Genomic DNA, 11,755 nt, shown 5'->3' on the forward strand with positions numbered 1-11,755 from the left:
CTCCCCGCACGCGCTGGCCGCCCGCCGGCGGGAGACCCTGCACGCCTTCCTGGACGTCGCGGCCGGCTTCGCCGACCTGGACGGCGACCCGGGCCACCCCGTCGGACCTGGTCCGACCGGGCCCTGCCGTGGCTATGATGATCCGCCTCACACCACGGCGCACCGCCGCGGGGTGGACCGAACGCGCCGGGCCATGCCCGCACCCCTGGAGGCCGCCGTGCCCGTTGCCGACACCGAAACCGCCCGCCCCCCGCGTCCGACCCGCGACGGCATCCCCGGCTGGTTCTTCAAGGTCGACCAGGAGGCCTTCGGGCACCTCCTCACCGCCCAGAGCGAGGCGGGCCGCACCGGCGACATCCTCGAACTGGGCACCTACCTCGGCCGCAGCGCCGTCCTCCTCGGCGACCACCTCCGGCCGGGCGAACAGCTCACCGTCTGCGACCTGTTCGACTCCGAGGCGGGCGACGCCGACAACGCCGCCGAGATGGCGATGTCCTACCGCAAGACGCTCACCCGGACGGCCTTCGAGGCCAACTACCTGACGTTCCACGACGAGTTGCCGGTGATCGTGCAGGCGCCCACCTCGGTGCTGGCCGACGGGCGGATCCCCGCCGGCAGCTGCCGCTTCGTCCACATCGACGCCTCCCACCTGTACGAGCACGTGGCCGGGGACATCGAGGTGGCCCGGGCGGCGCTCGCCGAGAACGGGCTGGTCGCGCTCGACGACTACCGCTCGGAGCACACCCCCGGCGTCTCGGCGGCGGTCTGGCAGGCGGTGTTCACCGGCGGGCTCAGGCCGGTCCTGCTCACCCCGATGAAGTTCTACGGGACGTGGGGGGACGCCGAGGCGGCGCAGCAGGTGCTGCTCGCCCGGGACTGGCGGGCCGAGGGCTTCACGGTCGACGAGGACACCATCGCGGGTGCCCGGGTGGTGCGGCTGAACACGGTGAAGCCCGCGCCGGCGGCACAGCGCCGCTCGGCCCCGCGGCGGCTCGCGCTGGACCTGCTGCCGCCGGTCGCCACGCGTGCCGCCCGGCAGGTCCTGCGGGAGCTGCGCGGGCGCCGGGCCGGGCGCTGAGCTGAGCGGGGCCGTGCGCGGTGGGGCCGTGCGCGGTGGGGCTTGGTCGGTCGGCTGTGTGGCGGCCTGGTCACCGGGTCGGCCCGCCTCACCGTCGGCTTCCCCGATGGCCCGGGAGGCGGGTGTGGGGGCTCGGTAGGCTGTCGCGGTGACCCCTACGACCGCGCCCTCCGCCGTCCCCCTCGCCCCGGCCGTCCCGCTCGCCCCGTCGGCCCGCCCGGGGCTGCGCGGATGAGCGCGTTCGTCCCGCCCGAGCCGCCGGAGTACGCCACCGCCTCGCCGCGCGAGCGTGGCGCACGGATCGTCACCGACGTGCTGGCGCCGGCCAATCTGGTCATCGGCCTGCTGCTGGCCGTCGGTGCGCACAGCACCGCGGGCTGGTCGGGGGCGGGCTGGGGCCTGCTGGCCGCGCTGTTCTGCGGAGTGATGCCGATCGGCATGATCGCCTTCGGCGTGCGGCGCGGCGCGCTCACCGACAAGCACATCCGGATCCGCCGCCAGCGCATGGTGCCGATGACCGCGAGCCTGCTGTCGGTAGTGGCGGGGCTGGCCCTGCTGCGCGTCCTGCACGCCCCGGCGGAGGTCGGCGCACTGGTGGTGGCGATGCTCGCCGGCCTGCTGTCGGCGCTGGCCGTGACGGTGTGGTGGCAGATCTCGATGCACAACGCGGTGGCGGGCGGGACCGCGATGATCCTGCTGCTGGTCTTCGGACCGGCGGTGCTCCCCCTCGCGGCGGCCCTGCCGGTGGCGGTCGGCTGGTCGCGGCTGGCGCTGAAGGCCCACACGCCGGCGCAGCTGCTCGCCGGAACGGCGCTCGGCGGCGTCTGCGCGCTGGTGTTCACCCTCCTGCGCTGAGCCGCACGCCGGGCAGGACCGTTCTGCTCCGCAGCGGCCCCGGGTAGGGTCACCGCGTCGGGGGTCGATCCGGGCGCGGAGGTGGGGCGTTGGAGTCGTCGGCACGACCGGGCGCGTCCTCCCTGCCCGGCGCATTACCGCCGCCGGGCGCTTCCTCCCTGCCCGACGCGGAGCAGCTGCCCGACGCGCTGCTCGGGCTCGCCGTTCCGTTCGAGGACGTCGAGGGCCTGCTCGCCGCGCGCCGCCGCGTGGCCCGGGACCACGGGCTGCGCGCCGAGTTCGAGGAGACCCTGAGCGCGCAGGCGGCGGCGGTCGGCACGGTCGGCTGTGCCTCCGGGCTGTGGGGTGGCTGGCCCGAGGGCTCCGACGGCACCGACTACCTCTCGGCGTTGCTGTTCGTGGCCCTCGCGCCGCACACCCGCGCGTACCACCGGTCGCTCGGCGTTCCCCCGGAGGTGACCCGGGCGACGCTCGCCGACCTCGGCCGCCACCTTGCCCTGAGCCGTCGGCGCGGCCGCTCCGGCGGTCTGCGCAACCCCTCCTGGCAGACCCTGCACTTCCGGGGCGAGCTGTTCCAGCTCGGCCGGCTCCAGTTCCAGCGCAAGCGGTTCACCGGGCCCGCTGACGAGGCCTCGGCCGCCGGGCCCGGCGCGTGGTTCCTCGAACTGCACGTCCCCGGCTGCTGCGGTCCGCTCTCCCCCGGGGCCTGCGACCGCTCCCTCGCCCTGGCCCGCGCGTTCTTCGCCCGGCACTTCCCCGCCGAGCCGTACCGGACGGCCCGCATCGGCTCCTGGCTGCTCGACCCCCAACTCGCCCGGTACCTCCCGGCGGACTCGAACATCGTCCGGTTCCAGCAGCGCTTCACCCCGCTCGACCCACCCGGCCTGCCCGGGCGTCCCGGGCGTCCCGAGGACGACGACCCCCTGGGCTTCGTCTTCGGCGACTCCCGCCGCCCCCTGGCGGGCCTGCCGCGCGACACCACCCTGCAACGCGCGCTGGTCGACCACCTCCTCGCGGGCGGCCACTGGTACGTGGTCGGCGGGTGGCTGCGGCTCTGAGCTCGCCCTTCCGGGCACAGCCGGTGGCGGGATGAACTGACACCCCGCCACCGGTTCTTCGTATGGACGTCGGACCAATATGCCCGCACGTCACTCACATGAGGGAACTTCCTTTAAAGATTTGCCCACGGAACATTAAAGGTCGCATAGTGAGAACGTCTCAGTTGGCCCTAGCAATAGCCAAGTGCAGGCAAAGTGACCCCCTTTCATGTGAGGAGAAGGCAGTGCTTCACGGGTACCCCGCGCCGGGCTACGGGCAGCGGCTCCGCGAGGAGATCGCAGCCCCGGGGACGACTCCGCTCATCGGCGTCTACGACATGTACTCCGCCTCCATCGCGGCCGAGCACTACAACGGAATGTTCGTCTCCGGCTTCGGTTTCGCCGCTTCCTATTACGGCCTGCCCGACATCGGCTTCATCGCCTGGCCGGACATGGTGGCCTTCGTCGAGCGGCTGCGCGGTGCCTTCCCGCAGCACCACCTGCTGGTCGACATCGACGACGGCTACGTCGATCCCGAGGTGGCCTGTCACGTGGTGCGCAGGCTGGAGCGGATCGGCGCCTCCGGCGTCATCCTCGAGGACCAGAAGCGCCCGCGCCGCTGCGGCCACGCCGACGGCAAGCAGGTGCTGCCGCTCGACGAATACCTGGAGAAGCTGGAGCAGGTGCTCGCCAACCGCACCGATCTCGTGGTCGTCGCCCGGACGGACGCCACCGAGGAGGAGGACATCCTGCGCCGCGCCAAGGCGCTCGCCGCCACCGACGCGGACGTCGTCCTGGTGGACGGGGTGCGCAGCGAGGAGTGGATCCGGCGGATCCGCGAGGTCGTCGGCGACAAGCCGCTGTTGTTCAACCAGATCGCCGGCGGCAAGTCCCCCCGGCTTTCGCTGTCGGAGCTGGCCGGCCTCGGCGTGGACGTCGCGATCTACAGCACGCCCTGCCTGTTCGCGGCACACCGGGCGATGGACGAGGCGCTGGCGGGGCTCAAGGTGGCCGACGGCCGGCTGCCGGCCGCCGCCGGGGAGCACCGTCAGATCGGTGTCCGCGAGTCCACCGAGCTGCTGGAGCGGAACATCGCCCACCCGCGGCTGCGCGAGGCGGTGCGGGCATGAGGTCGGCGCGGACCGTGGCCCGTTGGCGGGTGGCGGTCGCCGCGTTGGCCGGGGCCTGGGCGGTGTTCGGCGGCACCGTTGCGCCCGCAGCGGCGGGCGGTCTGGTTCCGGTGCTCGACACCGCGCACCTCACCCCGCTGGTCCAGGCCGACTCGGTGCTGGAGATCGACCGGACGGCCAATCTGCAGTTCGGCGGGGGCAGCGCGGGCAGCGACAACGAAGGTGGCGGCGTCCCAGAAGCGGACGACCCGCTGAGGGCCGCTCCCGCCGGACGGCCCGCCTCCGCCGCGGGCGGCCGCGGATGAGCGGCGGCCTTCGGCACCGGGCCCCTCCGCCACCGCAGCCGTCACCACCTCCGTCCTCACCGGAGGAGGGCGGTGGTACGGGCGAACGGCGCGAGGCCGGGCGATCCCGGCCTCGGGCGTGGCTGCGCGGCCTCGATCCGTACATGGCGGCGCTGCTCGGCACCGTCCTGCTCGCCGCGCTGCTGCCGGCCACCGGCGGGGCGGCCCGGGTGGCGGAGCGAGCCTGCGACCTCGCGGTCGGGCTGCTGTTCTTCCTCTACGGCGCCCGGCTCTCCACCCGTGAGACGCTGGCCGGCCTCCGGCACGTCCGCCTGCACGGGCTGGTGCTCTCCTGCACCTTCGTCCTCTTCCCCCTGCTCGGGCTCGCCACCGCCGCTCTGACGCCCGTTCCGCTCACCGAGCAGCTGCGGACCGGCGTGCTGTTCCTCTGCCTGGTGCCGTCGACGGTGCAGTCCTCGGTGGCACTCACCGGCGCCGCCCGGGGCAACGTGCCGGCCGCGATCTGTGCGGGGACGTACTCCAGCCTGGCCGGCCTGGCGCTCACACCGCTGCTGGCCGCCTGGCTGCTCGGTGCAGAGGCCGCCCTCTCCCCCGGCGGCCTGACCCGGATCGGCCTGCAACTGCTGGCGCCGTTCCTCGCCGGCCAGTTGCTGCGACCACGGCTCGCCGGGTTCCTGGACCGGCACAAGCGGCGGCTCACCCCGGTGGACCGCGGTTCGATCCTGCTCGTCGTCTACACGGCCTTCAGCGCAGCGGTGGCCCAGGGCATCTGGAGCAGCGCGACACCCGGCGCGTTGCTCGGCCTGCTGGCCGTCCTGCTCGCCCTGCTCGTGGCTGCTCTCGTCTTCGCCCGGCTCGGCGCCCGGTTCCTGGGCCTGGACCGGGAGTCCGGCATCGCGGCCGTGCTCTGCGGCTCGCAGAAGAGCCTGGCGAACGGCCTGCCCATGGCCACCGTGCTGTTCGGGCCGGAGGCCGGGTTGCTGGTGCTGCCGCTGATGGCGTACCACCAGCTCCAGCTGATCGCCGGAACGTTCCTGTCCGGCCACTGGTCCCGCGCCCCCGACGGCCAGGAGCCCCCAGCGGCCGAGGGCGAGCCGACGGGACCACAGTCCGTTCGGCTCAGGATTCCGGGGGCGGACGCGTAGCCCTCTTGCTGCTGCGGTGACCGGTGGTCAGAGTGCCAGGGTGCTCCAGCCCTGGGTGATCTGGTCGTGCAGGTCGCCCGGGGCGGGGTGGGCGGTGAGCAGGTCCAGCAGGGCTGCGCCGTCGGCGGGGCGGCCCGCCGGGTCGGCGGTGAGCGCACGCGCCACGACGGCGGCCAACGCCGGGTCCAACGCCCGCACCGCGGCAAGTGCCGCAGGCTCCGGACCGGTGTCCACGATCCGCCGGATCACCGCACCGGTACTGGTCGCCGCGAACGGACTCGCACCGTGCGCGGCGCAGACCACGCAGCAGGCCCAGGCCCAGACGTCGGCGGCCGTGCCGACCCGCTCGTCACCGAACTGCTCGGGCGCCATGTAGGTCAGGGTGCCCGGCCCGCCGCCGGCCAGGGTGAGCCGGGTGCCGTCCACCAGCGCGGCGATGCCGAAGTCGAGCAGGCGCGGCCCGGCGGTGGTGAGCATGATGTTGGCCGGCTTGAGGTCCCGGTGGACCAGCCCGAGCCGGTGCACCCCGGCCAGGGCCACCGCCAGCGCGAGCGCCAACGCCCGCAGCGCCCCGGCCGAGCCCAGCGGCCCCTGTTCCCGCAGGTGGGCGTCCAGGGGTCGGCCGTCCAGCAGCTCCATCACCAGGTACGGCCGCCCGCCGTCCACCCCGCCGTCGAGCACCCGCGCGGTGTAGGCGCCGTCGACCATGCCCAGCACCTCCGCCTCACGCTCGAAACGAAGCAACAGCTCGGCATTGTCCAGCAGTTCGGGGTTGATGGTCTTCAGTGCCACCTGCGTCGCCGCACCCTCGCGCCGCGCCAGGTACACCGTCCCCATCCCACCCGACCCGATCCGCCCCAACAACCGGTACCCACCGATCACCGGCAACTCACCCTGACGCAACGGCTGATGGCCGACCGCCGGAACGGCCGCCGTCGCCGCTGCCACCGGCGCACCAGGTGCCGCCGACGGCGGGACGTACACCGGAGACGGCGGGCCCGCCAACGGCGCGTACGACAAAGGCGGTTGGACGGGCGAAGCGACGACGGCGGCATCGCGGAGCCGCCGTCGTCGTCGCCCGAAGCCTACGGAAACCGCCCACACCAGCAGGACGATGACAAGGACCAGGCCGAGCAGGACCACCAAGCTCATGCGGCCAGCGTAGGGCTCGTCCGATGCTCCCCGCCAGGTACGCGACGCTCCCGCGACCGACAGCCGGAGGCGCCCCGTCCTGCGCCCTGCGGTGCGCGCGCCCGACCGTCGCCGCGCGCCCGATCCCCCCGGGTCGTCAGATACGCCCTGCCGCACCGGGGTGGTGGACGAAGCGGTACGTCGCCCGCTCCAGCTCGGTGATCTCGACGCCGATCGCGGCGGGGACGGTGAGACACGACTCCAGGAGGGCGAGTACCCGGGCGGTCAGTTCGGCGCGCTGGTCGAGGCTGCGGCCGGCCAGCATCTTGATCTCCACCAGCACCACCGCCTGCCCCGTCGTCCCGTCGCCCACCGTGTACTGCGCGGCCGGGCGGAAGACGGTCTTGCAGTCCGCCACGGTGGTGTCGATCACTTCGGTGATCAGCTGGTGCACCTCCTTGACGAAGCCGGCGCGGTCGAAGTCGAGATCGGCCGAGTGGTCGACCAGGATCTGCGGCACGGGAACCTCCCGGAGACAGGGCCCGCCGGGGGCCCGGTAGGCGGCGTCCGCGACGTTACCGCGCCCACCCGGCGGCTCGGCGAACACCCCCGGATAAGCGCTCTGTGACCTGGCATCACCTGCGACTTCTCCGGAACGCCGGATGCCGTCAACGGACGGCGAGCCAAGTGACAAGTGGCCGTGGGCTTTCCCCGGCACAGCACCGCTCGGATGAGCACCGCACCTTCGGTCACGGTTCACTGCTGCCCGCAGGACGTCCATCCAGCACGGCCGAGAAGATCTGCTGCAACCATCCGCACGTTCGGGTTCTCGTCCTGCAGCAGCTCGCGGGCCGCCGACCCGTAGGTGGTCTCGTCGTTGCTGACCTGGAGCAGGTGGACCAGGGCTCGACGTCGAACCCAGTGGTCCGGATCCGTGAGCGCCGACGCCAGTACCCGGGCGGCATCGCTGTCGAGCTCGGCCAGGGTCCGTGCCGCGTCCATCCGCACTCCCCGGTCGGGGTCGGCCGCCAGCGCCTGGACCAGCGCGTCCCGGGCACGATCGGTCAGGGGCCGGCGCCCGCCCAAGGTGTAGACGGCGGCTCGTCGTTCGCCGGGGGAACCCGAGGTGGTCAGGGTGTCGATGAGGTCCTCGGAACTGCCGCGTCCCTGGTCGCGGAAGTCGGGGACGAGCTCACCCTCCGGCAGCGTGTCGAGCCAATGCTCGTACCAGGCCAGGAAGTCCGGCTGGGGATGGAAGACCGGAGGTTCGGCATGGTCTCCGAGGTTGGCGTCGAGGAGTCGGCCCCGGGCGGGTCCCGAGATGACCAGCAGCGTCATCTCCAGGCAGCCGCGATGGACGACGGTGTGGGTGCCGGCGTACGGGTTGTCGTGCTCGCCACGGAGCCGAGCCCAATCAGTGGCGACGGAGTCGGTTGGCTCCAGGGCGAAGGCACGCCCAAGTCGCTGGCCGGCGCTGGGGATGTCGTGGGCGGACCAACGGGTCAGCGGGAGCAGTCCGCAGTCGGGGCCGACGCCCCCGTTGCCGATCTCGCGCAGGAACGTGCGATAGCCACCGGGAAGACGGACGCCGTGTCCTGTCTCGTAGGCGACCACGCGTTCCTCGCTGAGGGGGGCGCCCAGGCGGTCGCCACCGGGCGCCCGTACGAAGGTCCGCGGGCGAGGAACGGGTTCCGTACAGGCAGCGGCCAGTTTGGATCGGATACGGGCGACGATGTCGTCCATGGATGCTTCTTCCAAGGGGTGGCTTCACCTCATGGGAGGCCACATTCGCCGACATCCTAGGCGAAGGAGATCCCCGGGCAAGATCCAACCCTCGTGGCGTTCCTGGAAGCCGGTCCCACCCGGTCAGCCGCCGTCGTAGTCCGTGGCCGCCAGCAGCGCCAGCCGACGACGGTCGGGGGTGAGCGTCAGGATGCCGAGGTCCATCGCGTACCCGTTGAACCAGTCGGTGGCCGCCTCGAAGCCGTACCAGGCGCACTCCTCGGCGCGCCGTGCCACCTCCGCCGCCGGCGCCCCCTCGGGCGCACCGGACAGCGCCGCCAGCGAACGCCAGGCGGCCAACCGCCCGTACGCGCCGTACCACCACGTGTCGTCACGGCCGCCGCCGGTGGACGCCGCGCCGAAGAGCCGGCTCCAGGCCTCCCCCGGTGAGCCCGTGACGACCACGAGGTGCCCGGGCGCTGCCGATCCGGCCAGGCAGTCGAGCGGCAGTGAGGCCAGCAGCGGGTGCAGGGCGGCAGGGCCGACCGGCCGGTCCGCGAGGTGGACCGCCGACTCGACCCGCCCGTTGAAGCGCCCGGCCCAGCGCTCGACGGCCGCAATAAGGCCGGGCCCGGCAGCGCTCCGGCGGGCGGGCGGGGCGGCAGCCGGGTCGCCGCCCGACGGCAGGCGGTCCCCCTCCGGCAGTCCGTACCGCACGCCGTACGCGGCCCCGCCGCGGTGGTAGCGCGGCAGCTCCGGCCGGCCCTCCAGCGGCGCGAGCGACCAGGGCAGCCAGGCGAGCGGGTGCCCGGCCCAGAACGGCGACCGCGCCGCCCAGTCCACCACCTCGGGCTGCTCCGCGACCGGTGCGCCGCGGAGCACCAGCTCGTGGATCAGGCACGCCCGCAGCTCGTCCGGCGCGTCCTCGTAGGGCCGGCCCGGGGTGAACAGCACGGCCAGGTCCGCCACCGCGTGCTCGGCGGCCAGCACGGCCGCCGCCCGGCGCACCGGCTGCCCGCTGCGCAACCGCGTGGCCAGGCCCAGTCGCAGCGCGTGCGCGATGTTCGCGCGGCCGGGTGTGGTGACGATGTCCCACAGGACGCGGTCGAAGAGGTACCGGTGCTCGGCATCCCCCTCACCGGAGCCGTACCGGGCGTGCAGGGCGGCACCGAAGGCCGCCAGGTACGCCGTGTCACCGCGCTCCAGGTGCTCGTCCAGGAGCCGGCACACGTCCCCCACGAACTCCTGACCGGCCAACCGGTCCACGATCTGCCCGATCCCATCCGCCATACGGGTGAGCCTAGTGGTGTGACCACGCATGAGCGCAGCGGTGGCGAACCGAAGTACTTGACCCACGCGCGTCCGGCCCTCGATCCGCGACTCGCCCATGGCTGTCCGGTAGCCGCTGGTCGAGTCGGCGAGCGAGAGAGCCGGCGGCGACCAGCAGACCGCGCTCGATATCCAGGCGACTCCGACCTGGCAGGTGTGGCAGCCTGCGGGCATGCCGGATCTGCGCGAACACGCAGGCGTCCACTACGCCATCCAGTCCCACTACGCCCTGCCTGACGACGCCTGGACCTTGGAGTTGAGCGAGGCCGTTCCGGCGCCCGCAGAATGGGCCGACGTTCCCGACGCGCCGACGCACATGCACGGGGTGGCCTTCGTGGCCGCGTTCATCCCCGACGAGGATCCGGATCTGGAGCCGACCGTCCACATCCACAGCCATGACGAGCACGTCATCCCGTACGAGATCATGCGCTGGTTCATGGAGCAGGTCGCCGAGCAGGTGGAGCGGTGCCGGGCCGCGCTGGCGCCAGGGGGTCCTGAGGCCGTGGGATGATCTTGCGGGTGACCAAGTGTGATCACGACGTCGAAGCCGTCCTGATCCGTTGTCAACGCGGCCGCCGACAGCGACCTCGTCCGGGCCATCGCGGTCCTTGCGCGGGCCCGGCAGGACGCCACCCGGACCCCCAGCAGATCGCCGAGCAGCTCCTTTCCCTGCTCCGAGAGCCTTCCCTGAGGGGAGCTTCGCCGCACAGGCAGCCGCGGCCTGATCCGTCGGGCCGGCTACCGGACGACACGGATATCCGGCAACGCCGAGTCGTCCGCACCTTCCCGGGCCAGAGCCTGTTGAGCGAGCTCGCGCGCACGGATCCACCCTGCATCGCCGGCCAGCGCCGCGATTGCCCACCGGTTCGAGGACTTGTCGATGGTCATCTGCTCGAAGATCGAATCGATCGCCCGCAGGTCAGGCAGTGCGTCACTACTGAGGAGTCCGGCCTCCACAAGGCCCTCGGCCAAGCGACAGGCGTGTTCGAAGTCGAGAGCGATCTCGTCCGTCACGACACCGTGCCTCTCCAGCCATGCCGCCTGAGCCCGCGCAGGTGCAGCTACGACGGCGAGTGCCTCCATGAGCAGGCGGTGGTGCCAGGATGGTTCAGGAGTCTCCACGTCCAGATCATCGCACCGGATCTGACGCACGATCCGTCGCCAGGTGGTCATCGACGCCCGCACCCGGCTGGTCGTCGCGGTCGGCAGGCGGCGAGCTCACCGGGTGGCAGACCGAGCGCAACCGAGCGACCTTCGCCCGGATGAAGTCCTGGAAGATCCTCCGCACGGCCGCCTCAAGCGACGGCGTCCACCCGCCATGCTCCGCATCGCCCGCCTGCACAGCCTCCTCCTGGCCGCGTGAGCCCCCCAAGGCGACGCCCCACTCTGGCCCGTCGAAGATCAGCTCTTAGCATCTCCTGCCGTGAGCGATTCGAAGCACGTCATCGACTGGTTGCAGGACTGGTACGCCGCGCAGTGCAACGGCGACTGGGAGCACGAATGGGGCGTGAAGATCAACACGCTCGACAACCCCGGCCGGAGCGTCACCATCGACCTGGAGGAGACGGACCTGGAGGATCGGGAGCACCCCCGCCAGAACGTCAACCGCAGCACACACGACTGGGTCTGGGTGTGGACCTCCGAGAAGGTGTTTCACGCCGCGTGCGGCCCCGGCAACCTCACCGAGGCCCTCACGATGTTCCGCTCCTGGGCAACCTCGAACGCTCCCGGATCAGCCGGGTAACCCACGCCCCGGTCCGCGAACCGATGTGGTCGTCGCCCTGATGCCGAGTCACACTGTCGCGCGAACCGCGAGTGCGCGGGTGAGGCCTCGGCGCAGGCGGGCCGAGGCGCCCGGTAGCTTCCCGAGCGCCTCGATGCGGTCCGCGGCCACAGCATTGCGGGCGGCCAGGGCGAGGGCGGCCGCGTAGGGGCGGTGACCGTCCGCCAGCTGTCGCGCCACCGCCTCGACCACCCGGTCCAGGCGGGCGCCGACGGTGGCGGGGTGTTCGGCGAGCAGCAG

At 72.9% G+C, this 11,755-nt stretch carries 13 protein-coding genes and 1 pseudogene; 8 read left to right on the forward strand and 6 right to left on the reverse strand.

Annotated features, from left to right (window positions below; translation table 11 throughout):
- From ABZ885_RS27375 to ABZ885_RS27400, 6 genes are all read left to right on the forward strand, one after another.
- Window positions 1-1,078: class I SAM-dependent methyltransferase (locus ABZ885_RS27375; RefSeq protein WP_360193931.1), on the forward strand; the 1,078-nt coding region annotated here is incomplete at its 5' end.
- A gap of 231 nt (window positions 1,079-1,309) precedes the next feature.
- Window positions 1,310-1,933, forward strand: a complete 624-nt coding sequence (locus ABZ885_RS27380; protein ID WP_360193934.1) for a phosphatase PAP2 family protein — start codon at window positions 1,310-1,312, stop codon at window positions 1,931-1,933.
- Between the two features lie 89 nt (window positions 1,934-2,022).
- Window positions 2,023-2,991, forward strand: a complete 969-nt coding sequence (locus ABZ885_RS27385; protein WP_360193937.1) for an acyltransferase domain-containing protein — start codon at window positions 2,023-2,025, stop codon at window positions 2,989-2,991.
- 224 nt (window positions 2,992-3,215) lie between these two features.
- Window positions 3,216-4,100, forward strand: coding sequence for an isocitrate lyase/PEP mutase family protein (locus ABZ885_RS27390; protein WP_360193939.1), 885 nt, complete (start codon window positions 3,216-3,218; stop codon window positions 4,098-4,100).
- Window positions 4,097-4,405, forward strand: a complete 309-nt coding sequence (locus tag ABZ885_RS27395) for a hypothetical protein (RefSeq protein ID WP_360193942.1) — start codon at window positions 4,097-4,099, stop codon at window positions 4,403-4,405. The genes ABZ885_RS27390 and ABZ885_RS27395 overlap by 4 nt, the downstream gene beginning before the upstream one ends.
- Window positions 4,406-4,548: 143 nt before the next feature.
- The gene (locus ABZ885_RS27400) at window positions 4,549-5,550 is read left to right on the forward strand and encodes a bile acid:sodium symporter family protein (protein WP_360193944.1); all 1,002 of its coding nucleotides are present in this window, start codon (window positions 4,549-4,551) and stop codon (window positions 5,548-5,550) included.
- 27 nt (window positions 5,551-5,577) lie between these two features.
- Here the strand turns inward: ABZ885_RS27400 and ABZ885_RS27405 are convergent, their stop codons facing one another.
- The 4 genes from ABZ885_RS27405 to ABZ885_RS27420 all read right to left on the reverse strand — a co-directional run bounded on the left by ABZ885_RS27405 (window position 5,578) and on the right by ABZ885_RS27420 (window position 9,693).
- The gene (locus tag ABZ885_RS27405) at window positions 5,578-6,702 is read right to left on the reverse strand and encodes a serine/threonine-protein kinase (RefSeq protein WP_360193946.1); all 1,125 of its coding nucleotides are present in this window, start codon (window positions 6,700-6,702) and stop codon (window positions 5,578-5,580) included.
- A gap of 136 nt (window positions 6,703-6,838) precedes the next feature.
- Window positions 6,839-7,201, reverse strand: coding sequence for an isomerase (locus ABZ885_RS27410; RefSeq protein WP_360193949.1), 363 nt, complete (start codon window positions 7,199-7,201; stop codon window positions 6,839-6,841).
- A 236-nt stretch (window positions 7,202-7,437) separates the two neighbouring features.
- Window positions 7,438-8,424, reverse strand: coding sequence for a HEAT repeat domain-containing protein (locus ABZ885_RS27415; RefSeq protein ID WP_360193952.1), 987 nt, complete (start codon window positions 8,422-8,424; stop codon window positions 7,438-7,440).
- A gap of 123 nt (window positions 8,425-8,547) precedes the next feature.
- Window positions 8,548-9,693: a DUF6183 family protein gene (locus ABZ885_RS27420; RefSeq protein WP_360193955.1), complete on the reverse strand. Its 1,146-nt coding sequence runs from the start codon at window positions 9,691-9,693 to the stop codon at window positions 8,548-8,550.
- Between the two features lie 211 nt (window positions 9,694-9,904).
- Between ABZ885_RS27420 and ABZ885_RS27425 the strand changes: the two genes are divergently transcribed.
- Window positions 9,905-10,243 (forward strand): hypothetical protein, encoded by a 339-nt coding sequence (locus ABZ885_RS27425; RefSeq protein ID WP_360193957.1) that lies wholly within the window; start codon window positions 9,905-9,907, stop codon window positions 10,241-10,243.
- A gap of 227 nt (window positions 10,244-10,470) precedes the next feature.
- On the opposite strand, the gene ABZ885_RS27430 is transcribed toward ABZ885_RS27425, so the two are convergent.
- Window positions 10,471-10,905: a hypothetical protein gene (locus ABZ885_RS27430; protein ID WP_360193959.1), complete on the reverse strand. Its 435-nt coding sequence runs from the start codon at window positions 10,903-10,905 to the stop codon at window positions 10,471-10,473.
- Between the two features lie 250 nt (window positions 10,906-11,155).
- On the opposite strand from ABZ885_RS27430, the gene ABZ885_RS27435 reads away from it, so the two are divergent.
- Window positions 11,156-11,476: an immunity 53 family protein gene (locus tag ABZ885_RS27435; RefSeq protein ID WP_360193962.1), complete on the forward strand. Its 321-nt coding sequence runs from the start codon at window positions 11,156-11,158 to the stop codon at window positions 11,474-11,476.
- 48 nt (window positions 11,477-11,524) lie between these two features.
- Here the strand turns inward: ABZ885_RS27435 and ABZ885_RS27440 are convergent.
- A pseudogene (locus ABZ885_RS27440) lies at window positions 11,525-11,755 on the reverse strand (hypothetical protein); the annotation flags it as partial.

Origin of the sequence: Kitasatospora sp. NPDC047058 (assembly GCF_040643935.1) — a bacterium.
Lineage (GTDB): Bacteria > Actinomycetota > Actinomycetes > Streptomycetales > Streptomycetaceae > Kitasatospora.